This window comes from Pseudomonas sp. GW821-FHT09C08 (assembly GCF_059418125.1).
The window spans coordinates 1,246,934-1,268,827 of the sequence record NZ_JBWKPG010000001.1 but is presented as its reverse complement, the minus strand read 5'-3'; the positions used below and the strand labels follow the sequence as shown (position 1 = coordinate 1,268,827).

Here is a 21,894-nt window from a genome sequence, read left to right as displayed (position 1 = left end):
ACACTGCAATACCCTGTGGGAGCCGGGCGAGTCGCACCGCCGCTCCCACAGTTCAGTTTTGTGTCGGATCTCAGTTATCCATCGCGCTCAAAAGCGCATGCGCGACTTTCACGCGCTCACCATTCGGGTAGTTCTTGTTCGCCAGGATCACCACCCCCAGCCCCTTGCTCGGTACGTAGGCCACATAGGCGCCAAAGCCATTGGTGGAACCGGTCTTGTTCACCCACGTATCGGCGTGCGGCGCTCGTGGCGGGGTCAGCCAGTTGACCGGGTGCGGCTGCATGGCCATTTTTGTGGAGTTACCGTCGAGCAATACCTGAAGCGGGACCGGGTAGGGGTACATTTCCCAGCCGAGCCCCTGGGTCATGCCGTCCACGGTGTAATAGCCGGTGTGAGTGGCGCCTATCGCCTGCTGCAAGGTTTTACTCAGGCGTGTCGGGTGCATGTTCACTTCAACGTAGTGCAGCAGGTCAGCGGCACTGGTCTTGATCCCGTAGGCTTCGCTGTCCAGGGCGCCGGGGCTGACGCGTACCGGTTTGCCGTCCTTGCCATAGCCTTGGGCGTAGAGGCTCATTTGGCTTTTCGGCACGTTGATGAAGGTGTGCTTGAGCCCGAGTTGGGGCAGCAGGGTTTTTTCCATCAGTTGATCGAACGGCTGCTTCAGGCTTTGTGCCGCGAGATAGCCGAACAGGCCCAGGCTCGGGTTGGAGTACAAGCGCTGGGTACCCGGCGCGAAGTCGGGTTTCCAGTGCTGGAAGTAGCTGAGCATGCGCTGGTTGTTATCCGCCTCGGCGGGGAACAGCAAGGGCAGGCCGCCAGCGGTGTAGGTGCCGAGGTTGAGCACGCTGACGTGATCGAACGTGCCGCCGGCGAGTGCGGGCAAATAGTGGCTGGCTTTGTCGGAGAGCGTGAGTGTGCCGCTGGCCACCGCATAACCGGCGAGGGTCGCGGCGAAAGTCTTGCTCACCGAACCGACTTCAAACAGGGTGTCTTCACTGACGGCTTGCTGTGTGTCTTTGCTGGCGACGCCGTAGTTAAAGTATTGCGCCTTGCCGTCCTTGATCACGCCGACGACCAGGCCGGAAATAGACTGCTGCTGCATCAGGGGTTTGATGCTGGCGTCGGCTACGGCCTGCAGGTCGGCGGCGGCCAGGCAGTGGCTGGCACTGAAAAAGGCCGCGATGGCGGTGAAATTAAGCACGCCAGACCGTAAATGTTTGGGCATGATAACGCTTCCATGAGAATGATCGATTGATGAGAGCCTGCGCGGGCGAGGCAAATGTATGCAGTTCGCCAACCCTGGGCAAACGATGATATCTCGCAGCAGCCATTAGAAATTCTGGGGTCACTATGCTTCGCTCCCATCTGCCGCTGAATGCCTTGCGCGCCTTCGAAGCGGCCGCCCGGCACCTGAGTTTTACCCGCGCCGCCATCGAACTGTGCGTGACCCAGGCGGCGGTCAGCCATCAGGTCAAGAGCCTGGAGGCGCAGCTCAATGTCACCTTGTTCAAGCGCCTGCCACGCGGGCTGATGCTCACCCGCGAAGGCGAGACCCTGCTGCCGGTGGTGCGTGAATCGTTCGACCGCATTGCACATACCTTAGGCCAGTTCGAGGGCGGGCATTACCGCGAGGTCCTCACGGTCGGCGCGGTCGGCACCTTTGCCGTCGGCTGGCTGCTGCCACGCCTGCCGGACTTCCAGAGCCGCTACCCGTTTATCGACCTGCGCCTGTCGACCCACAACAATCGCGTCGACGTGGCTGCCGAAGGCCTGGATTACGCGATCCGCTTCGGCGCCGGTGCCTGGCACGGCACCGACGCATGCCAGCTGCTCGAAGCCCCCTTGACCGTGTTGTGCGTCCCGCAGATCGCCGAGCAACTGCACGCGCCGGCCGACCTGTTGAAGCACACGCTGCTGCGCTCCTACCGTGCCGATGAGTGGAACCTGTGGTTCCAGGCCGCCGGGCTGCCCGCCGACACCCTGGTACCGCGCAGCATTGTGTTCGACTCGTCGCTGGCGATGATGGAGGCGGCGCTGCAAGGCATCGGCGTGGCACTGGCACCGGCGATGATGTTCTCGCGGCCACTGGAGAGTGATGCGATTCGCCAGCCGTTCGCGGTGGGCATTACCACGGGCAGTTATTGGTTGACGCGCTTGCAGTCGCGGGCTGAAACACCGGCGATGGCGGCGTTCAAGGCATGGTTGTGCGAAGTGCCTGATCACTGAAGTTGGGTCGACCTGTGGTGAAGGGCTTGTCCTGTGGCAAGGGCTTTGTCCTGTGGTGATGGGGCTAGTCTTGAGGTGATGGGGCTAGTCCTGTGGTGATGGGGCTAGTCCTGTGGTGATGGGGCTAGTCCTGTGGTGAGGGGGCTTGTCCTGTGGTGAGGGGGCTTGTCCTGTGGTGAGGGGGCTTGTCCCCCGTTGGAGTGCGAAGCGCTCCCGCTTTTTTTGGGGCCGCTTCGCAGCCCAACGGGGGACAAGCCCCCTCACCACAGGACAAGCCCTTCTACCCAGAACAAGTCTCCATGCCACAGGACAACCCTTCTGCCCAGAACAAGCCCCCTTGCCACAGGACAACCCCCCCCACAGTATTTGTGCTGTCCTTGGTGTCATGCCTCATGCGATTCTCACCCTCGGCCCAAAGGCTTATCACAAGGAGCCTCGATGCAAACTTCCGGCGTGGACATCCGTCAACTCAAGGCCTTTGTGGTGGTGGCCGAGGAGCTCAGCTTTGTGCGCGCCGCGACTCGCCTGCATGTCTCGCAACCGGCGCTGTCCCAGACGATCCGCCAGTTCGAGGCGCTGCTGGACGTACAGCTGTTCCAGCGCAACACCCGCAACGTCGCACTGACCGAGGCGGGCTTGGCGTTGCTGGTGGAAGCGCGAGACATCGTCAACGGTGTGAGCCGCCTGGTACGCACCGCCCAGGAACATGCACGCGGGGTACGCGGTTCCCTGAATATCGGTTTCTTGATCGGCGCGGGTGTGGACCTGATGCCACAGATCCTCAGTGTGTTCGCCAAGCGTTATCCCGAGATTGAACTGGTGGTGCGTGAATACGATTTCGCTTCGCCCCACGCCGGCATCGACGACGGCATGGACGTCGCGGTGTTGCGCCCGCCGCTGGGCCTGGCGGAGATCGAGTTGCACACGCTGGTCACCGAGCCGTGCGTGGCCTGCCTGGCTTCCGGGCATCGCTTGGCCGGCGAGAGTCGCGTGAGCATTCATGACCTGCTCGACGAGCCGATCATTGCCGCGCCGGGCAGCGGTGTATGGCGCAGCTATTGGACCGCCGATGCCTATCGCAATGGCCAGCCGGCGCGCATCGTGCACGAAGCCTCGACGGTGGAAACCGAATTGCAGGCAGTCGCCGCCGAGCGCGGCATCAGCATCACCGCGCTGTCCACGGCACGCTTCTACGCGCGGCCGGGGCTGGCGTTTCCGGTGATCGCTGATATGCCGATGTGCGCCGTCGCGGTGGCCTTGCCGCCACATCCCAGCGTGGCCGCGCGCAACTTTGCCGAATTGGCGCTGGAAGTCGCGCGCAGCCGGGGCTAGTCAGGACAGGTCGTGCAGCGACTTGCCGTTGGGCGCGCCCACCTGCCATTCGGAAAACCGCACCTGCAGCCCTGCGCGTTCCGGTGTGCAGCAGTACGGGCCCACTTGGTAGGACGCGGCGGCCGGGAAGGGCGCCAGGCGCACCAGCGGCCAGTGCACGCCGTCCACCGACACTTGCACCCGCAGCACGCCATTGGCCACCGTGGCGCGAATCCAGAATGCCTGCGGGTCACCGGGAAAGACACCGGTGGCCCAGTCCGAGACCTCGTCGGTCAACACGCTGCTGAGCAGCGTCACGCCATCCGACAACTCGGCGCCGATCTTCACCCAATGCGCTTCATCCACCCGCACCATCAAGCCGGCCTGGTCGTAAAGCTCGGCGAAGGCGCCTTCTACTTTCACCTGGGCGGTGAATGCGCCGGCGGTTTGCACGTGCAGGAAGTGGCCGTTGTCGCGGACAAATCCATAGTGGGTTGCACGCCAGAAGTCAGTGTGGGCATCGGTGACGACGGTCAGGTGGTCAGCCTGCCGCGTCCATTGTTGCGGCGGGTTGAGCCAGGTGGCCTGTGCAAACATCGGTCAATCTCCTTGAGGGTGACAACACAAAACCCCGCGTACGGGGTTTTATGCAGGGCCTGGTGCGGGTTAGTGGTCCAGCAATTTGCTGCTCGGCCCGGCACTGCCATTGTTGAGGCGCGTGCGCAGCGAGAACAGCCACCACAGCACACCGACGCCCAGTGTAACGCCGGTGGTGAGGGCGCCGGTGTGGCTTTCTTCGGGCACGCTGAGGGTGAGGATTACCGCGATGGCCCAGGCGCCGCCCAGCAGGATCATCGGCAACAGCCAGCGGCCGAGGCTAAAGACGCCCTCGGGCGCGCCGGGCATGCGCCCGCTGCGGTAGGCCAGGAACGCCGCGATCAGCGTCAGCAGGTAGGTGCAGTAGTAGGTCAGCCCGACCATCGAGTAGATCGCGGTGACAAACCCGCCGCTCGCCAGGTTGAGCAGCACGGCGATGGCGGTGATCAGCACGATGGCGGCCACCGGCGTGCCGAAGTGCGGGTTGATCTTCGCCAGCACCTTGGAGCCCGGCAGCATGTTGTCGCGCGACAGGGCGAAGGTCATGCGCGTGGCTACCGCCATGTTGGCGATCAGGCACGCGAGGATCGACGCGAACGCGATCACGATCATGCCCACCCCCGCTGCGTTGCCCAGTTGCAGGCGCACGATGTTGATCACCGGGTTTTCGCTGTGGCTGAGCAGGTCGCTGACCGAGCCGGGGATGGCAATGCTCAGCAGCGCGAACACCACGAAGCCCAGCACGCTGGACACCAGCACCGCACGGATCATCGCCCGGGGCGCCGCGCGGCGTGGGTCCTTGGTCTCTTCGGAAAGGTCCGCCGCGCCTTCCCAGCCCAGCAGCACCGATACCGGCAGCAGGGTCGCGAGGGCGAGGGTGGTGAAGCTGATCTCGCCACCGCTGACCGGTTGCGCCGAGGTCAGGATCGCCACGCCCTGGGTGTGCTCGAAGAAGAACAGCACTCCCAGGAACAAGGCAATGGCCAGCAGCACCGTGCCGATGATTTCAATGATTGCGCCGATGTCATTGATCCGCGTGGCGAGGCGAATCCCGCAGATGTTCAGCAGGCCCACCACCAGCGTGGCGCCGATGCTCAGGCCCTGGATCTGGCCTTGGGTGGGATTGGCCCAGATCTCCGGCGCGAACACCGTGCCGATCGCCGCCGAGGTGGCGGCGGTGCCGGCGACAAACGAGGTGAACGCCACCCAGCCGGTGAACCAGCCGAAGTGATTGCCGGCCAGGCGGCTCGACCATTGATAGGCGTAGCCGGTCAGCGGAATGCGCCCCGCCAGGTGGCAGTAGACCATGACGATGCAGCACACCAACGGGATCACCAGCAGCCACAGGAGGATGCCGATACCGCCGACCCGGTTGAACGGGTCGGCAAACAAGGTGACCACGCCGGTGTTGATCGAGACCATGGAAAAGGCCAGCGCAAACGAGGTGAAGGCACTCATGGTGCGGTGCATTTTTTGCTCGTAGCCGAGGCTCGCCAGGTCGGCATCGTCGCCGGACAGTGGTGCCTGCGCATTCGGTGGGGCGGTCACCGGGGTGTCGACAATCGTGCTCATGACCGTTGCTCCTCGATGATGCCGATGACGTCGTCCAGCACATCCAGGGCCTTGGCCAGCAGCGGGCGCTCGATGTCCAGCGGCGGCTTGACCTTGATCAGGTTGCCCAGGCCGGCGTAGCGGCTCTCGCCGAACAATACGCCGCGTTCCACCCCAAGGCGATACACCTCCTGGGATTCACGGCACGCCGGCTCCTTGGTGGTGCGATCCTTGACCAGCTCGATGGACGCCATCAGGCCCGGGCAGCGCACATCGCCGATCAGCGGATGGCGGCTCTGCATCTCCTTGAGCCGCGCGGTGATGTAGTCGCCGGAATCGCGCGCCTTCTCGCACAGGTTGTCGGCGACGATGGCCTCCACGGCCGCGTAGCCGGCGGCCAGCGAGACCGGGAAGTGGCCGAAGGTCAGTGCTTCTTCGCCTTCGTCGAACCACTTGAGCTTGTCATCGGCGAGGATCCCGGCCAGCGGGAAGCCACCGCCCACGCCCTTGCCGAACACAATGATGTCGGGCAGTACGTCGTAATAGTCCGCGGCCCACATGGTGCCCATGCGCCCGAACCCGGTTTGCACTTCATCGAAAATCAACAGCACGCCGAGGCGATCACAGATCTCGCGCACGCCCTTGTAGTACGAACGCGGGAACTCGATATGCCCGCCATTGCCCTGGATCGGCTCCATCATCACCGCCGCCACGCCGCCGTCGACGCCCTTGAGGATGGTGTCTTCGAGCAGGCCGAGGCACAGCTGGGATTCGGTTTCCGGGTCCAGGCCCAGGCGGGTGCGGTAGGGGTTGGGGTGCGGCACGCGGGTGAAGCGTGGCTGGATCGCCAGGAACGGGTTGTTCGGGTGCGGCCAACTGGCGCCGAGCGTGGCCAGGGAACGGCCGTGGTAACCGTCCTGCAGCACCAGCAGGTTCTGCGCGCCGGGGCGGTTCTTGAACGCCAGCTTCATCGCCATTTCACCGGCGAGGCTGCCATGCAGGGCGAAGCCCATCTGGTTGAGGGAGGCCGGCGAGACTTCGCGCAGCTTGGCCACCAGCCGGGTGTGGGCCGGCGAGCCGAAGTTGGGGCGGATGTGGGTCATGTCGCGCAGTTGCGCGATCGCCGCCTCCACGACGCGAGGGTCATTGGCCCCCAGGTTGTTCGACCACGCCTGGGCGGTGCAGTCGATGTATTCCTTGCCTTGGTCGTCCCATACCAGCGAGCCACGGGCCTTGACCAGGTTGATCTTGGCGGACGCCTGGGGTGCGGTGTTCATCACGTCATTCATCTGCGTTATCTCTTTTATTAGGGCGGCAGTGTTTGTGGATGTGTGCAGTTAGGGTTATGACTCGCTGCATCGAGTGAGACCGATGCTAGCGCGCAGGGGACGGCGATTAGAAAGACCGATTGGCGTGGGATTGTTTGGCGTGGCTTATGAATGGTGGCGGCGTTATGCCATTTATTTTTGAAACATAATGAAACATTCTCCCGAGGCCGAGGCTCTACCGCTACACCTGCACTGAGTTCTTCCATGAAAATACCGCGTCCCTCCGCCCGCATGCCGCACCTTACCCAACTGCGCAACCTGAAGATGGCGCGCTCGGCCCACGCCTATGTTCGCGGCAGCACCGTGCAGTTCTACGAGTGGCTGCACAGCCAGATGGGCAGGCGCCTGCCGCAGGGGCCTGCCATCTGGATCTGCGGCGATTGCCACGCCGGCAACCTGGGCCCGACCGGCGACACCAAGGGCCGCATCGACATGCATATCCGCGACCTGGACCAGGCGGTGATCGGCAACCCGGCCCATGACCTGGTGCGCCTGGCCCTGTCCCTGGCCACCGCCGCACGGGGCTCGGACCTGCCCGGTGTGACCACCGCGCGCATGCTCGAAGAAATGATGATCGGCTACGAACAGGCGTTCAAGGACAAGCCCGACGAGGCGCCGCCGCGTCCGTCCCAGGTCAAGGCCGGGATGCGCAGTGCAGTGGCGCGCACCTGGAAGAATCTTGCGCGTGAGCGCATTGAAAATGCGCGGCCGACGATTCCACTCGGCAAGCATTTCTGGTCGTTGTCGCGCGCCGAAAAAACCGCGCTGGAAAGCGTCTGCGCCTCCGATGAAATCCACCAGTTGGTCACCTCGCTCAAAGGGCGGCCCAAGGATGCCAAGGTTGAGTTGCTGGACTCGGCCTATTGGGTCAAGGGCTGCAGTTCGCTGGGCCTGCTGCGTTACGCGGCGTTGCTGGGGGTGGGGGACAAGGACGACCAGGAATATTGCCTGATCGATATCAAGGAAGCCGTCGGCGCCGCAGCACCGCGGGCGGCGCGTGCCAAAATGCCGCGGGATAACGGGCGTCGGGTGGTGGAGGGCGCGCGCCAGCTGTCACCGAGCCTGGGCGAACGCATGGTGGCGACGCGGTTTCTCGACCATGGGTTTTTTATCCGGGAACTGCTGCCCCAGGACATGAAGCTGGAGCTGGATGAGTTGAGCGAGACCGATGCGATGCATGCCGCCGGCTACCTGGCGCGGGTCGTCGGCATCGCGCATGCCCGGCAGATGGACCGTGACGCGCGCAAGGACTGGATGGCAGTGTTGCAGGAGAATCGCTCCAAGCAGCTGGATGCGCCGTCCTGGCTCTGGACCAGTGTGGTGCAACTGGTGGGGAGCCATGAGCAGGGCTACCTCAATCATTGCCGGCGCTACGCACTGGAACATTGATCTCCTGCAGGCGCCGGCTTGCTCGGCGATCGCGGTCTGCCTGACACACCGTGATCGCCGGCCATGGCGTGGTCAGGCCAGGTATTTTTTGAACCAGCCCAGTGTGCGTTCCCACGCCAGGTTCGCTGCCGCCTCGTCATAACGCGGCGTCGAATCATTGTGGAAACCGTGGTTGGCGCCCTTGTAGATATAGGCTTCGTACGTAGTGCCGGCCGCCTTCAACGCCTGCTCATACGCCGGCCAACCCTCGTTGATCCGCGTGTCCAACTCGCCGTAGTGCAGCATGATCGGTGCCTTGATGCGCGGCACGTCCTTGGCCTCCGGCTGGCGCCCGTAGAACGACACCGCCGCGCCCAGTTCCGGGTAGGCGACTGCGGCCGCATTGGTCACGCCGCCGCCGTAGCAGAAGCCGGTGATGCCGACTTTGCCGGTGCTGCTGTCGTGGTGCATCAACCATTCGATGGCGGCGAAGAAGTCGTTCATCAGCTTGGTCGGATCGACTTTCTGCTGCAATTCCACGCCTTTTTCATCGTTGCCGGGGTAGCCGCCGACCGAGGTGAGGCCATCCGGCGCGAGCGCGATAAACCCGGCTTTGGCCAAGCGCCGCGCGACGTCTTCGATATAGGGATTGAGGCCACGGTTTTCGTGCACGACCACCACCGCCGGCAACTTGCCGGCGGCTTTCGCCGGGCGCACCAGGTAGCCGCGCACGTTGCCATTGCCCTTGGGCGAGGGGTAGGTGATGTAGTCGGCGACGATGTCCGGGTCGGTGAACTTCACTTGCTCGGCCAACGCATAGTTGGGGCTCAGGGCGGCGAGCAGGGCGGAGGCGGTGAGGCCTCCGAAGGTGAACAGCGCGGCGCGGTCGAGGAATTCACGGCGGTTGATCTTGCCGTGGGCGTAGCCGTCGTAGAGTTCCAGCAGTTCGGGGGCAAAGTCTTTCGCGGTGAGACGAGTCATCGGTGCAATCCTCGATTAGCGGTGACAGACACTGTAGACCAGCCTCAGTCTGCGCGGCCATGGGCGGCGGCGGCCAATTGACCGGTGTCGACCCGCACGAACAGCGAGTCGCCGATGGCCGTGAGCACGTCGCCGGCGTAGACCTCGCAGACCACGCGGGTCTTACGTCCCACCTCGCCCTCGACGCGGGCGCGCAAGGTCAGCGTCACGCCCATCGGCGTGGGCTTGATGAATTTGATCCCCAGGTTGCCGGTCACGCAGTCGATGCGCGGCAGGCTGCCGGGCTCGCGGTGTTCGGTGCGGTAGTGATAGGCCATGGCGGTCCAGTTGGAATGGCAGTCCACCAGCATCGCGATCAGACCGCCGTAGACCAGGTCGGGCCAGCCGCTGTATTGGGCGTCGGGCAGGTGCTCGGCGACCACGTGGACGCCGTCGGCATCCCAGCGGCTCTTGATATGCAAGCCGTGTGGGTTGCTGCTGCCGCAGCCGTAACAGATGCCTTGCGGCGCGGTGATGTCCTGTAGCGAAGGGGAGTGCATGCAACGTCCTTATTATTCTCGGGCGACTACTCTATTTAGCAGGGCGCGCGCCGGATGGGAATAAATCCGTGGCATGAGGTGTTAGCTCAGTACTGTGTCCTGTCCTCTTGCGGAGCGTTGCATGAAGCCTTTCATCTACCTGGCTGTCCTCCTCGGTGTTTGCGCCAGCGCCCAGGCGGTGGAGTACACGGACGTCAACCGCACCGCCAGCCAGATCAGCTTTACCTACCAGCAATTGGGGCAGAGCGTGTATGGCACCTTCGGTGATTTCGAGGGCACGCTGAGCTTTGACACGCAAAAGCCCGAGGCCGGGCATGCGTTGCTGAAGATCCAGTTGGCGAGCATCGACGCCGGCAGCCCCGACGCCAACGACGAGCTGCAACGCGCATCCTGGTTCGACACTGCGACCTACCCGGTGGGCGTGTATGAATCCACCGCCGTCACGCCCCTGGGAGGTAACCGGTTCAAGATCAGTGGCAACCTGACAATCAAGGGCACCACGCGCCAGGTGGAGGTCGACGTGGTGCTCAAGGAGCAAGGCGGCATTGGCGTGTTCGACGGCAAATTCATCCTCAAGCGCAGCGATTTCAAGATCGGCGAGGGTGAGTGGGCCGGCAACAGCGTGGTCTCCGACGGCATCGACATCAAGTTCAAGATGGTCGCGCCACAGCGCTAGCGGGCGAAGCGCTTGGCGCCTGCGACGCAACCGATCACCGCCAGCGTCACCAGCACCATGCCCAGGCTCACCTGTTCATGCAGCAGTCCCGCCGCCAGCGCCAGGCCGAAGAACGGCTGCAGCAGTTGCAACTGGCCGACGGCGGCGATGCCACCCTGGGCCAGCCCGCGATACCAGAACACGAAGCCGATCAACATGCTGAACAGCGCCACATAACCCAGGCTCAACCAGGCCGGCAGGCTGATCCCGCTCAAGGTCGACGGCGCCAGCAGCAGGCTCAGCGGCGCCACCACCGGCAGCGCCACCACCAGCGCCCAGCAGATCACCTGCCAACCGCCGAGGCTGCGCGACAACGTGGCGCCTTCGGCATACCCCAGGCCGCACACCAGCACCGCCAGCAGCATCAGCAGGTCACCCGCCGGGGCGGCGCTCAAGCCCTGGGCCACGGCATAGCCCATCACCAGCACACTGCCGAGGACCGAAAACAGCCAGAACACCGGGCGGGGTCGCTCGCCGCCGCGCAACACGCCGAACACCGCCGTGGCCAAAGGCAGCAGGCCGATAAACACGATGGAGTGCGCCGAGGTCACGTATTGCAGTGCCAGGGCCGTGAGCAAAGGGAAGCCGATCACCACGCCCAGCGAGACGACCGCCAGGGGCACCCATTGGTGGCGCGCAGGGCGTTTCTCCTTGAACAGCCGGAGCAACAGCAGGCCCAGCACGGCGGCAATGGTGGCGCGCAGCAGGGTCAGGAACACCGGGTCGAATTCCATCACCGCCAGGCGCGTGGCCGGCAGCGAGCCGCTGAAGATCACCACGCCGATAAAGCCGTTGATCCAGCCTTGGGTACGGGTGTCCAGGTTGCTGAAGGGGGTTGTGCGTTCCATGAGGGGTATCCAAGAAAACTGCGGTTGCGTTCGCGCCATCCTAGAGGCGAGTATTAGGACAATCAAAAAATTGTCATGGATACATCACCTATGCCGCGCGCGCGTTACAAATCCCTGGTCGATACCTTTGCCGACGACATCCGCAGCGGCAGGCTGGCCCCCGGCACGCGCCTGCCGACTCACCGGCAACTCGCCGCCGACCATGGCCTGGCGCTGGTCACGGCCAGTCGCGTGTACACCGAGTTGGAAGCGATGGGGCTGGTCAGCGGCGAGACCGGGCGCGGCACCTTCGTGCGCGAAATCGCGTTGCCGCCGGGGCAGGGCAGTGGGCAGATGAATGTCGTGGCCGGCCTGCTCGATCTCAATTTCAACTACCCCTCATTGCCGGGCCAGGCCGATTTGCTGCGCACCGCCTTGCGGCAGTTGGCGCTGTCCGGCGACCTTGAGGCGCTGCTGCGTTACCAGCCGCACGCCGGCCGCCTGCACGAACGCGCTGCCATCGCGCGGCACCTGCTCAACCGTGGGCTGACGGTCGAGGCCGAGCAGGTGCTGGTGGTCAGTGGCGCCCAGCACGGCTTGGCGGTGACCCTGATGGCATTGCTCAAGCCGGGGGATGTGATCGCCGTCGACGCGCTGACGTATTCGGGCTTCAAGGTGCTGGCCGAGACCCTGCACCTGGAAATACTTGCCGTGCCGGTAACCCCCGCCGGGCCAGACCTGCAGGCCCTGCAAACGTTGTGTCGCCAGCGCCCGGTGCGGGCCGTGTACTGCATGCCCACCCTGCATAACCCGCTGGGCTGGGTGATGGAAATGTCGCAGCGCGAGCAGTTGGTGAGCATTGCCCGTCAGCACAATCTGATGCTCATCGAGGATGCGGCCTACGCTTTTCTGGTCGAAAACCCGCCACCACCGCTGGCGACATTGGCACCCGAGCGTACGGTGTATGTCGGTGGGCTCTCCAAGAGCATCGCCACCGGTTTGCGCGTGGGTTTTATTGCCGCGCCGCCGGCGTGGGTCAAGGTGCTGGAGCGCACCATCATGGCCACCACCTGGAACGTGCCCGGCGTGATGAGTGCCATCGCCGTGGCATGGATCGAGGACGGCACGGTGGCGCAACTCGAAGCGCAGAAACGCCAGGACGCCCGCGCCCGGCAAGCCCTGGCCGCGCAGGTGCTAAAGGGGCTGGCGACCATCAGCCATCCCTCGTCGTACTTTCTATGGTTGCCCCTGGCGGAGGAGGTTCGCGCCGACCAGGTCGCCATGACCCTGCAGCGCGAGGGGGTCAGCGTGTCGACGGCCGAGCCGTTTGCTGTCTCAGCCCATGTGCCGCACGCACTGCGCCTGGCCTTGGGGTCGGTGGACATGCCTGCACTGCGCGAAGCCTTGCTGACCGTGCGCCGGGTTGTCGGGCCGTACTAGAGCGTCTGGCGTCGCAGGCTCAGCAGCGCGGCGCCGAAGCCAATAAACGTTGCCCCCACCACACGGTTGACCCACCTGGAAAACACCGGGCGCGCCAGCCAGCCCTTGGCCTGCGAAGCCAGCAGGGCGTACAGGCTCAACGACAACGCCGAGAGCAGGATGAAAATCAGGGTCAACACCAGGAACTGCGGCACCAGCGGGGCGTGCTGGTCGAGGAACTGTGGAAACAGTGCGGTGAAAAACAGCACCGCCTTGGGATTGGTCACTGCGGTCAGGAACGCCAGCTTGTAAAGCTTCCAGCGACTTGGTGGATTGACGCGGGCGGGGCCCTGCGAGCCGGGCGCGAGTGTGCCGGATTTTTTCAGCAGGTTGCTGGCGCCCAGGTAGAACAGGTAGCCGGCGCCGAGCACCTTCACGGCATTGAAGACCCACTCGGAGCTGATGATCAACGCACCCAATCCCAGCATCGCTGCCGCCGACATGCAGAACAACCCACTGGCATTGCCTGCGGTTGACCACAACGTGGAGCGCGCGCCATAGGCCAGGCTGTTGTTCAGGGCCATCAGGATGGCCGGGCCTGGGCTGGCAATGGCGATAGCGGCAACGAGGGTAAAGGCCAGGATCGAGTGAGTGTCCATATTCAGGCTCGGTGAGTTTCGGAGTGCTGATGCTAACCCGATCCTCACCTTCGCGCAGAGTGTTCCTCAGTCACGGGCGATCAATATTTGTAAGCCTGGCGCCCGATCAGCAGCCACTTGCCTTTTTGTTTCTGCCAGACCTGGAAGTTGTCGATATCGGTCGGTACTTCGACGCCGCTGTTCACCGCCAGCGCGTGGAAGTGGTTGCGCACCAGCGCGGTGTCGCCGTTGAGGGTGATGGTCTGGTTTTGCATTTCCAGGGTCTTGAACGCGCTGGTGTGGGTTTCCAGGTCGGCGATGAATTGGTCCTTGTTCTGCACCTTGCCGCTGGAGTGGCCGTAGGTGAGTTTATCGGCGGTCAGCGCGTGCAGTTGCTTGAGGTCCAGGTGCAGCATGGCCTGGGTCAGTTGGTCGACCGCTTGGGCCACATCCTTTTCGGCGGCAGCCGGCGCGGCGGCGACATAACCGCTGAACAGGCACAGAAAACCGATCAGCACTTTGACGTTTTGCATGGGTGTTTCCTTATTGTTGTTGGGGGCTGGCACGACCGGTTAAGTCGTCGTACAACCATGCAATATTTCCTGCGCTGAAGGAAAGTGAAATTTTGAAATATCTTGAAAAGATTAGTCTTGAAGACGCTTTAAAAAACCTGGGCGACTTATACGACGTCTCAACACAAGGCTAATCCTTACCGACTCTTCCTGTGCAGGTAGCACATCGCTATGCTACGCCCGGACACCCTGATTGCCCGGAGACGACAACATGGATTTTGATTGGCACAGCGATCCCATCACGCGTGCCACACCCGTCACCCGCCACTATAAAAACACCCAGAACGTTCGCCGTTTCATGCTTGAACACTGTGGTCCGGGGTTCAAGTTCGATCGGCCTTTTATGGCCTGGATTCGCAACGACGTGCCCAAGACCCTGGGCGATGTCGTGGATGAATGGCGACGTCGCCACGAGGAAGCACGCGCATGACCCCCGATGAGAAATACCAGGCAGCCCAGCAACGCCTCGGCTATCAGTTGGACGAATTCAAGGTGGGCGGCAACTACACGCCGCTGGTCCGTGACGGCAATCACTTGTACATCAGTGGCCAGATTCCACGTGTAGGCGACACCATCGTGCTGCCGGGCAAGGTTGGCGACAGCATCACCCTGGCCCAGGCGCAAACCGCCGCCGGCATCAGCGCCTTGCGTTGCCTGGGGCTGCTCAAGCAAGCCTTGGGTTCGCTGGACCGGGTCAAGGCCATCCCTCGCATTACCGTGTATGTGCGCAGCGCCGAGGACTTTGATCAGCAGAGTGAAGTCGCCAATGGCGCCTCCGACTTGCTGCACGAGATTCTGGGCAGCGCCGGGGTGCATACGCGCACGTCGGTCGGTGTGATGCAGTTGCCGAAGTCGGCAGCGGTGGAGATCGACATGATCGCCGTTGCCCACGACTGAACCGATGATCACCCAGGGCATCGCGGTTCTGGTCAATTACGGTGCCTACCTGGCGCCGGGACTGTTGCTGTTTGGCCTGTGGTTCGCGCTGACGCCCAGGTCGCTTGCGGCGATGCGCATCCTGATCCTGCTGGCGGCATTTGTGCTGATGCGCGATGCCATGACACCCTTGGGCCTGTGGGCATTGAGCGATGCGGTAAGCATCGCCTTCACCGACAATGCGTTGGTGCTGGCGGCCTTGGGTGGGCTGTCGCTGGTGCTGATCGGGGGGCTGGCCTATGTCGCCCCCGAGCTATGGCGGTGGGTGGTGTGGGTCAAGGGGCCGCGTGCAATCGGGCTTGTGGTCGGGCTGGGTGTCGGCTGCCTGATCGGGGTGCCGTTGCGGCTCTATCAAGGGATTGAGGTGCAGGCGATCCCAGGCTATTGGGCGTGGCTGCCGGGCATGCTGGTGCTGGCGTATGGCGCCAATGCGCTTGAGGAAGTGTTGTTTCGCGGGTTCTTGCAGGGCTACCTGGAACAACAGGTCACGCCGCTGCGCGCAGCCTTGCTCAGCGGCGTGGCGTTTGCCGCCTGCCATGCCTTTCTGGCCTTGAGCGTCACCCAGTTGGGCTGGCCGGTGTTGCTGTTTACCCTGATCGAGGGGCTGGCCTGTGCGCTCGTGCGCATGCGTTACGGCGTGCTGGCCGCAACGTCGACCCACGGCACGGCGATCCTGCTGATTGCCGTGCCGATGGTGTAACACCGCCTGTAGGAGCTGGCTCGCCGGCTCCTACAGGACCGGTATTGCTGGCGAGTCAGTGGGGTACGGGCCGGCATTGCAAGCGAGCCAGCGTTTTCCGTTCCCACCGGCTTACGCGCAGGGCAATGGCGGGGTGCGCGGTGGAATCTGGCGTTTGCTGCCCGTCGCTTCATAGGCCGCTGCAAAGCGCAGCAACGCCGAGTCATCGTACGCGCGCCCGGCGAACGTCAGCCCGACCGGCATGCCGATATCCGCCATCACGCCCATCGGCACGGTGACGGTGGGCACGCCGAGGTGGCGAATCGCAAGGTTGCCGTTGGCCACCCACACGCCGTTGCTCCAGGCGATATCGGCGCTGGCTTCGTTGACGTCGGCGTCCGCCGGGCCGACATCGGCCACGGTGGGGAACAGCACCGCGTCGAGCCCCAGCGTGTCCATCCAGTCTTCCAGGTCGATCCGGCGGGTTTGCTCAAGACCGCGCAGGCCATCGGGGACGGTGCTGATCTCGTTCCAGGGGGTGATGCCACGCTCGGCCATGCGCACGTATTCGTCCATGCCGGCGGCCAGGTCATCTTCACGGTTGGGCAGGGTGCCGGGGTCGTGCGGGAAGATCTGCGGGCCGTCGACATCCGCCAGGCGGTTCAGCGCCGGGTCGTTGTTGGCGCGCAGGAAATCATCGAAGGCCCACGCGGAAAGCTCCCACAGTTCATCGTGCAGGAATTCCTTGGACACCAGGCCACGGGTAAACACGGTCGGCGCGCCGGGGCGGTCGCCTTCGCAGTTGGACACCAGCGGGAAATCCACCTCGATGACTTCCGCGCCAGCCGCTTCGAGGGCCTGGCGCGCGGCCTGCCACAGGTCGATCACGCTGGCGCGGGTATTGATCTTTTGCCCGGTCGGCCCGCCGATGCCGGGTTTTTCGCTGGTGCCGGCGTCCGGGTCGGCGTTGATGTACATGCGCGGCACGCCGAAGCGTTTACCCACGAGGGATTCGGCCGTCACCGCCAGTTGCGCGTAAGACGCCGGGCGCACCGAAGTGGCGCTCGGAATCGGCACCCAGGGCTGCAGGCGCCACAGGTCGCCGCGCGTGTCCGGATCGTCGGCCACCACCACGTCAAGCACTTCCAGCAGGTCGGCCATGGTGCGCGCGTAGGGCACGACCACGTCCATGGTGGGCGTCAGCGGCCAGTTGCCGCGCACCGAAATCACCCCCCGCGACGGTGTGTAGGCGCACAGGCCATTGTTGGACGCCGGGCCACGCCCGCTCGACCAGGTTTCTTCCGCCAGGCCGAAAGCCGCGAAGCTCGCGGCGGTCGCGGTGCCGGCACCGTTGGACGAGCCGGAGGCGAATGGCGCGGTCAGGTAGTCGGCGTTGTACGGGCTTTCTGCGCGGCCATACACACCGCGTTGCATGCCGCCATTGGCCATCGGCGGCATATTGGTCTTGCCCAGGCAAATGGCGCCACCGGCGCGCAGGCGCTCGATGGTGAAGGCGTCACGCTGGGCGACCAGCTTGGCAAAGGCCGGGCTGCCCGACGCAGCCGTCAGCCCCTTGACCAGGTAACTGTCCTTGGCGGTGTAGGGAATACCGTCCAATGGCCCCAAGGTTTCGCCCTTGGCCCGGCGCGCATCGGACGCCTCGGCCTCCTTCAGGGCCTGAGGGTTGCGCACCACCACGGCATTGAGTGCGGTAGCGGTCTGCGCACCGTCATAGGCATCGATCCGCGCCAGGTACGCCTGGACCAGTTCAACGGCCGTGGTCTGGCCGGTTTCAAGCGCCGCGCGCAATTGGGCAATGGAGACTTCGGTAACTTGCATCAGATTTTTTTCGCCGCCTTCAAGTGGGGGTATGGCGGCAGTCTACGTACAGATATTTCACAAAACCAGCGCCGCATAATCCGCATGGGCGCCGCGCATCACCTGCCAGGTGGCGTCGTCAGCAGGAATCAGATGTTCGATGCGCAGCGAGGCGAGGGTGATGTCCTGGGGCATGCCGAAGGTGGTGAAGGTCGACAGGAAGTTCAGTTCGCCACGGGTCGAGCGCACGCGGGTGAGCACCAACGGCGGCAGCGCCTCGGACCGCTCGGTGCTGGCCGGCGCCGGCAGAGAGGCCAGCAACGCCGCCAGCGTCGGATTACCCAGCGCCTCCCGGCTGGCGCGCTGCCAGGCCAGGGTGCGGATTTCGTCGGCATTGATCAGGTGATCGCCGAGGCCGCACGGTTCCAGCAAGGTGGCCAGCAGGTTCAAGCCGTCGCTGGCCTGCGGCGGGATGCCCACCAGCTCGAACAGCACCGCGGTGCTGGCGTTGGCGGCCAGCACTTGCCATTCGCTGCCCAGCAGGATCGCCGGGGCCGGGTTGTTGGCGTGCAGCACATGGCTGACCGCCTCGCGAATCGCCGCCATGCCGGGCGCCGCGAGTGGCGTGGCGGTGTAGCGCGGCGCGAAGCCGGCGGCGAGGAATACGCGGTTGCATTCGTCCAGCGGCACTTCCAGCGCGGTCAGCAGGTTATGCAGGGTGCCGGGGCTCGGCTTGGCGCGGCCGGTTTCGAGGCAGCTGAGGTGGCGCTGGGAAACACCGGTGATCAGCGCCAGGTCGAGCTGGCTCAGCTTGGCGTGCCGACGCAGTTGGCGCAGGTAGGCGCCGGCGGTAACAGGCGTGTCCATGGCGTGTTCATGACCTCCGAGGTCATTGCGAGGGCGCCCACCTTATCACTAGGGTGACGGCTCGATCACTACAAGGAAGAAACCATGCTCAGACCCTCTATCGCCCTGGCCGCCTTGCTCGGGTTTTCGCTGTATACCCTGGCTACGATGCTCATGGCCGAGCAGTCGCTCATGGCGTTTGGATTGGAATTGATCTCGCGCCCGGACACCGCGCAGGTGGTGATTGACCTGTACCTGATGGCAGTACTCGCCTGCGTGTGGATGTACCGCGATGCTCGCGGGCGAGGGCGGTCGCTGGCGTCGGTGTTGCCGTATTTTTTGCTGACGGCGGTGTTCGTGTCGGTGGGGCCGCTGCTCTATATCGTCGTCAACCAGTGTTCGCGACGCACACAGCCCCCGGTCTGACGCAATTCCCTGTGGCGAGCGGGCTTGCCCCGCGTTGGGCTGCGCAGCAGCCCCAGTCATCGCCACCCCGTTTCTTCAGACAGACCGAGGTGTCAGGTTTTTTTTGGGGCTGCTGCGCGGCCCAACGCGGGGCGAGCCCGCTTGCCACGGAGGTAGAGGAGGGTCAAGGGTTGAGGAAGGCCTGGTAGTTGTCCTTGGTGATCTGCTGATAAGGGATGGTCAGCTCAGCCACGTAGGGCTCTTGCTTGACCATCTTCACTGCCAGGTCAATTGCGCCCACGGCCTGCCCCTTGTTGTCCTGATACGCCGTCACCAGCAACTGGCCTTTCTTCACGGCATCCAGCCCGGCCGCGCCGCCATCGCTGCCGGCGACCAGGATGTCCTTGCCCGGTTGCATGCCCGCCTGGCTGATGGCCATGGCCGCGCCAATCGCCATCTCATCGGCATTCGCCGCCACTGCGTCGATCTTGCGTCCGGACACGATCCAGTTGTTCATCAGGTCAATCGCCTTGCTACGCTGCCACTCCGCGCTTTGCTCCTCGACAATCTTGATGCCGGGGTAGTCCTTGAGCACGTTTTTCACGCCCTGCGTGCGGTTGTGCGTGGCGTTGTTGGACAGCAGCCCGAGCATGATCGCGAGGTTGCCCTTGCCGCCCATTTTCTCGGCCAGGTAGCGCATCTGGATCTCGCCCGCCTTGATCTCATCCGAGCCGACATAGCCCACCCCCGGTGGCACCTCCTTGAACTCGGGACGGCGGTTGACGTACACCAGCGGGATCTTGGCCTGCTGCGCATTCAGGGTCATTTTCTGCGTGGCGGCGGTGTCGACGGCGTTGACGATAATCGCGTCCATGCCCTGGGCGCTGAAATTCTGTACCTGGTTGAGCTGGCGGACCACATCGCCCTGGGCGTCTTCGAATTGCAGGCTCACGCCCGGCAGCTCCTTGGCATGGGCGGCCATGTAGTCACGCATCTGCGCGAGAAATACGTCGTCGACCTGGGCGATGCTTACGCCGATACGAATATCGGCGAGTGCCCAGGGGCTGATGGCGAGGGTGAAAAGTGCCGCAAGGAGGTGTTTCTTCATGATATTGCTCCGTTGTTTTTGTTGTTGTTAAAGCATCACGCCTGTCGCTTGGCCCGCAGCTGCACGACGGCCGCCGCGAAGTCTGCAGGTGTCCAGCGTTCGTCGAGGGCTTGCAGCATCAGTGCCTGTCCGGTTTGCGGGGCCAGGCCGTGCAAGGGTGGGTCGGTGTCGAGGTTGGTCGGGAAGGCATAGCCGTCGGCGGTGCAGGCCACCACCGCAGCAACCGCCTGCGCGTCCAGGCCGGTATTGGCCAGCAACGCCGGGTACACCGCCAGCATCATGCGGTCCCGGTCGAGGGCTTCCATGGGCTTGCCGAATGCCGAGGAGATTTGCAGCAGATTGGCCATGCGCTGGCAGTCGGCGGTGCGATTGGTGCCGGCGGCATGGAACAGCGCCGGATTGAAGAACAGCAGGTCGCCCTTGTTCAGTGGCAGTTGCACCGCATGGTGCTGGAAGTAGTCGATAAACTCTGCGCGGCGCCAGGCCAGGTAGCCCAGGGCGTATTGCTGGGAAAACGGTAGCAGCTGGGTCGGGCCGGTTTCCAGTGGCATGTCCGAGTGAGCCACCGCGCCCTGCAACGTCAGGTACTGCGACAGCAGGTGCAAGGGCAGGGGGAAGCGCTCCACCACCTCGACGGTCTGGAAACCCAAGTGATAATCGCGATGCGGCTGTTGCGCCTGGCCGCCGGGATGCACCACGTTCACCTGCGCCGTGACCTGGTAACTCGGGCCCAGCCACGCCTCGGCGATCAGCCCCAGCAACGGGTTGGCGTAGTACTCGACAAACGATTCCGGCGACTGCAACGCGGCCTTTTGCAACGCGTTCCAGATGCGCCCGTTGCTGCCGGCCTTGGCAAAGTGGTCGGCGGCCACACCTTGCGCGGCCTCATGCGCGAAGATCGCGTCGAACACCTGGCTGTGCCGATCCACCACCTCCAGGTCTTCATAGGCGCGGCGCACCACCATCACTCCCGGCCCGTCGCGAAACAGGCGATGCAGTTCGTTCATGACCGCAAGGCGGTCGCTGTTGCGCAAGGTCTGCGCCTGGTAGATCGGCACGTTGCTGACCACTTCAGCGGCCAGCGGATAGTCCTCGGCATGCGCCTTCTGCGCGCAGACGCGGCTGAAGTCAGCCAGGCGCACGGCCTCTTCGGTCACAAATGCGGACATCACGCACCTCCTGGCAGGCTCAGCGCCTGGTGCGGTTGCGGGCTGCCGCCGTCGGTGCAACCGACCACGCCTTGTTCCAGGTCGATGATCGAGCCGGTCATCATCCCCGACTCGCGTGACAGCAAAAACGCCACGCTTTGCGCGACCTCCTCGGGCTTGAGCAGGCGCCCGAACGGCTGCGCGCTTTCGGCCTTGGCCAGCCAGCCATCCTCGGCACCGTGGTAGTGGCGCTGGATTTCATCCTCGTGGGGCGTGTCCATCCAGCCGATATTCAGGCCATTGACGCGGATGCGGTTGCGCAGCGCGCTGAACGCGACGTTCTTGGTCAGAATCGCCAGCGCGCCCTTGGACGCCGCGTAAGCACTGAGGAACGACTGCCCGCCATGCCCGGTCACGCTTTGGATATTCACCACGGCGCCTTCCACACCGTTGCTGATCATCAGTTTCAATGCGTCCTGCATCAGGAAGAACGGGGCGCGCACGTTCACCGCCATCAACCGATCAAACAGCTGCGGCGAGGTGTCGAGAATGGTGCCGCGATCCGACATGCCCGCGCAGTTCACCAGCCCGTGCAAGGTGCCGAAGTGGGTGCGTGCCGCCTCGATGATCGCGCGACAATCCTCGACTTTCTCAAGGTCGGCCTCGACAAAAAACGCCGGGCAATCGAGTTGTGCCAGCAGTCGCACCTGCTCTTCGCCCTGGGCGCGGCGGCGCCCGCAGATGATCAGCCCGGCGGCGCCACGGCGCGCCAGGGTGTGGGCGACTGCCGCGCCGAGGCCCTGGGTGCTGCCGGTGACGACAAAGTATTGGCCTGAAAACGAGGTGGCGAGATCGGTAGAGGGCATGCAGTTTCTCCTGGAT

Annotated in this window: 23 protein-coding genes; 9 read left to right on the top strand and 14 right to left on the bottom strand. The window is 64.1% G+C overall.

Annotation, left to right across the window (positions count from 1 at the left end; all coding sequences use genetic code 11):
- Positions 1 to 70: 70 nt before the first annotated feature.
- Entirely contained in the window at positions 71 to 1,225 is a 1,155-nt protein-coding gene (gene ampC, locus AC07OJ_RS05370) for a class C beta-lactamase (RefSeq protein WP_201144868.1), read from the bottom strand.
- 125 nt (positions 1,226 to 1,350) lie between these two features.
- Between ampC and AC07OJ_RS05365 the strand changes: the two genes are divergently transcribed.
- Together AC07OJ_RS05365 and AC07OJ_RS05360 are read left to right on the top strand one after the other, a co-directional pair.
- On the top strand, positions 1,351 to 2,226 hold the full coding sequence (locus tag AC07OJ_RS05365) for a LysR family transcriptional regulator (protein WP_495094142.1): 876 nt from the start codon (positions 1,351 to 1,353) through the stop codon (positions 2,224 to 2,226).
- Between the two features lie 438 nt (positions 2,227 to 2,664).
- Positions 2,665 to 3,558 (top strand): LysR family transcriptional regulator, encoded by an 894-nt coding sequence (locus AC07OJ_RS05360; protein WP_495094141.1) that lies wholly within the window; start codon positions 2,665 to 2,667, stop codon positions 3,556 to 3,558.
- On the opposite strand, the gene AC07OJ_RS05355 is transcribed toward AC07OJ_RS05360, so the two are convergent.
- The 3 genes from AC07OJ_RS05355 to AC07OJ_RS05345 all read right to left on the bottom strand — a co-directional run bounded on the left by AC07OJ_RS05355 (position 3,559) and on the right by AC07OJ_RS05345 (position 6,974).
- Positions 3,559 to 4,134, bottom strand: a complete 576-nt coding sequence (locus AC07OJ_RS05355; protein WP_495094140.1) for a DUF1349 domain-containing protein — start codon at positions 4,132 to 4,134, stop codon at positions 3,559 to 3,561.
- A gap of 69 nt (positions 4,135 to 4,203) precedes the next feature.
- Positions 4,204 to 5,706 (bottom strand): APC family permease, encoded by a 1,503-nt coding sequence (locus AC07OJ_RS05350; RefSeq protein ID WP_065907977.1) that lies wholly within the window; start codon positions 5,704 to 5,706, stop codon positions 4,204 to 4,206.
- Positions 5,703 to 6,974, bottom strand: coding sequence for an aspartate aminotransferase family protein (locus tag AC07OJ_RS05345; protein ID WP_282397979.1), 1,272 nt, complete (start codon positions 6,972 to 6,974; stop codon positions 5,703 to 5,705). The genes AC07OJ_RS05350 and AC07OJ_RS05345 overlap by 4 nt, the downstream gene beginning before the upstream one ends.
- Positions 6,975 to 7,217: 243 nt before the next feature.
- Here AC07OJ_RS05345 and AC07OJ_RS05340 point away from each other — a divergent pair, with 243 nt between their 5' ends.
- On the top strand, positions 7,218 to 8,402 hold the full coding sequence (locus tag AC07OJ_RS05340) for a DUF2252 domain-containing protein (protein ID WP_201144860.1): 1,185 nt from the start codon (positions 7,218 to 7,220) through the stop codon (positions 8,400 to 8,402).
- Positions 8,403 to 8,474: 72 nt separating this feature from the next.
- Here AC07OJ_RS05340 and yghX read toward each other — a convergent pair whose 3' ends face one another.
- Positions 8,475 to 9,362, bottom strand: coding sequence for a YghX family hydrolase (gene yghX, locus AC07OJ_RS05335; protein WP_065907982.1), 888 nt, complete (start codon positions 9,360 to 9,362; stop codon positions 8,475 to 8,477).
- A 44-nt stretch (positions 9,363 to 9,406) separates the two neighbouring features.
- Positions 9,407 to 9,901 (bottom strand): PaaI family thioesterase, encoded by a 495-nt coding sequence (locus tag AC07OJ_RS05330; protein WP_120448794.1) that lies wholly within the window; start codon positions 9,899 to 9,901, stop codon positions 9,407 to 9,409.
- A 121-nt stretch (positions 9,902 to 10,022) separates the two neighbouring features.
- Here AC07OJ_RS05330 and AC07OJ_RS05325 point away from each other — a divergent pair, with 121 nt between their 5' ends.
- A complete protein-coding gene (locus AC07OJ_RS05325; RefSeq protein WP_106803656.1) occupies positions 10,023 to 10,577 on the top strand; it encodes a YceI family protein in 555 nt (184 codons plus the stop codon).
- Here the strand turns inward: AC07OJ_RS05325 and AC07OJ_RS05320 are convergent.
- Entirely contained in the window at positions 10,574 to 11,464 is an 891-nt protein-coding gene (locus AC07OJ_RS05320; RefSeq protein ID WP_495094139.1) for a DMT family transporter, read from the bottom strand. The genes AC07OJ_RS05325 and AC07OJ_RS05320 overlap by 4 nt on opposite strands.
- A gap of 90 nt (positions 11,465 to 11,554) precedes the next feature.
- On the opposite strand from AC07OJ_RS05320, the gene AC07OJ_RS05315 reads away from it, so the two are divergent.
- Positions 11,555 to 12,883, top strand: a complete 1,329-nt coding sequence (locus AC07OJ_RS05315) for an aminotransferase-like domain-containing protein (protein WP_495094138.1) — start codon at positions 11,555 to 11,557, stop codon at positions 12,881 to 12,883.
- Here AC07OJ_RS05315 and AC07OJ_RS05310 read toward each other — a convergent pair.
- Positions 12,880 to 13,521, bottom strand: coding sequence for a LysE family translocator (locus AC07OJ_RS05310; protein WP_495094137.1), 642 nt, complete (start codon positions 13,519 to 13,521; stop codon positions 12,880 to 12,882). The two genes, AC07OJ_RS05315 and AC07OJ_RS05310, sit on opposite strands and share 4 nt — an antisense overlap.
- A gap of 80 nt (positions 13,522 to 13,601) precedes the next feature.
- Positions 13,602 to 14,033: a nuclear transport factor 2 family protein gene (locus tag AC07OJ_RS05305; RefSeq protein WP_065907991.1), complete on the bottom strand. Its 432-nt coding sequence runs from the start codon at positions 14,031 to 14,033 to the stop codon at positions 13,602 to 13,604.
- A 250-nt stretch (positions 14,034 to 14,283) separates the two neighbouring features.
- Here AC07OJ_RS05305 and AC07OJ_RS05300 point away from each other — a divergent pair, with 250 nt between their 5' ends.
- Genes AC07OJ_RS05300 through AC07OJ_RS05290 form a run of 3 tightly spaced genes read left to right on the top strand, consistent with a single transcriptional unit; the run spans position 14,284 to position 15,708 of the window.
- Positions 14,284 to 14,502 carry a DUF6434 domain-containing protein gene (locus AC07OJ_RS05300; protein WP_065907993.1) on the top strand — a complete coding sequence of 73 codons (219 nt, stop codon included), beginning with the start codon at positions 14,284 to 14,286 and terminating at the stop codon, positions 14,500 to 14,502.
- Positions 14,499 to 14,969: a RidA family protein gene (locus tag AC07OJ_RS05295; protein WP_495094136.1), complete on the top strand. Its 471-nt coding sequence runs from the start codon at positions 14,499 to 14,501 to the stop codon at positions 14,967 to 14,969. Before AC07OJ_RS05300 ends, AC07OJ_RS05295 begins: the two co-directional genes overlap by 4 nt.
- A gap of 4 nt (positions 14,970 to 14,973) precedes the next feature.
- Positions 14,974 to 15,708: a CPBP family intramembrane glutamic endopeptidase gene (locus AC07OJ_RS05290; RefSeq protein ID WP_495094271.1), complete on the top strand. Its 735-nt coding sequence runs from the start codon at positions 14,974 to 14,976 to the stop codon at positions 15,706 to 15,708.
- 111 nt (positions 15,709 to 15,819) lie between these two features.
- Here the strand turns inward: AC07OJ_RS05290 and AC07OJ_RS05285 are convergent, their stop codons facing one another.
- Together AC07OJ_RS05285 and AC07OJ_RS05280 are read right to left on the bottom strand one after the other, a co-directional pair.
- The gene (locus AC07OJ_RS05285; RefSeq protein ID WP_262135787.1) at positions 15,820 to 17,529 is read right to left on the bottom strand and encodes an amidase; all 1,710 of its coding nucleotides are present in this window, start codon (positions 17,527 to 17,529) and stop codon (positions 15,820 to 15,822) included.
- A 54-nt stretch (positions 17,530 to 17,583) separates the two neighbouring features.
- A complete protein-coding gene (locus AC07OJ_RS05280; protein ID WP_262135732.1) occupies positions 17,584 to 18,372 on the bottom strand; it encodes a helix-turn-helix domain-containing protein in 789 nt (262 codons plus the stop codon).
- 84 nt (positions 18,373 to 18,456) lie between these two features.
- Here AC07OJ_RS05280 and AC07OJ_RS05275 point away from each other — a divergent pair, with 84 nt between their 5' ends.
- The gene (locus AC07OJ_RS05275) at positions 18,457 to 18,777 is read left to right on the top strand and encodes a DUF2834 domain-containing protein (RefSeq protein ID WP_495094135.1); all 321 of its coding nucleotides are present in this window, start codon (positions 18,457 to 18,459) and stop codon (positions 18,775 to 18,777) included.
- Positions 18,778 to 18,940: 163 nt separating this feature from the next.
- On the opposite strand, the gene AC07OJ_RS05270 is transcribed toward AC07OJ_RS05275, so the two are convergent.
- The 3 genes from AC07OJ_RS05270 to AC07OJ_RS05260 are packed head-to-tail and all read right to left on the bottom strand — an operon-like array spanning position 18,941 to position 21,878.
- Positions 18,941 to 19,864 carry a sugar ABC transporter substrate-binding protein gene (locus tag AC07OJ_RS05270; protein ID WP_495006380.1) on the bottom strand — a complete coding sequence of 308 codons (924 nt, stop codon included), beginning with the start codon at positions 19,862 to 19,864 and terminating at the stop codon, positions 18,941 to 18,943.
- A gap of 35 nt (positions 19,865 to 19,899) precedes the next feature.
- Complete coding sequence (locus AC07OJ_RS05265) at positions 19,900 to 21,033, bottom strand: phytanoyl-CoA dioxygenase family protein (protein ID WP_065908004.1); 1,134 nt, start codon at positions 21,031 to 21,033, stop codon at positions 19,900 to 19,902.
- Entirely contained in the window at positions 21,033 to 21,878 is an 846-nt protein-coding gene (locus AC07OJ_RS05260; RefSeq protein WP_120448784.1) for an SDR family oxidoreductase, read from the bottom strand. The genes AC07OJ_RS05265 and AC07OJ_RS05260 overlap by 1 nt, the downstream gene beginning before the upstream one ends.
- Between the last annotated feature and the right edge of the window lie 16 nt (positions 21,879 to 21,894).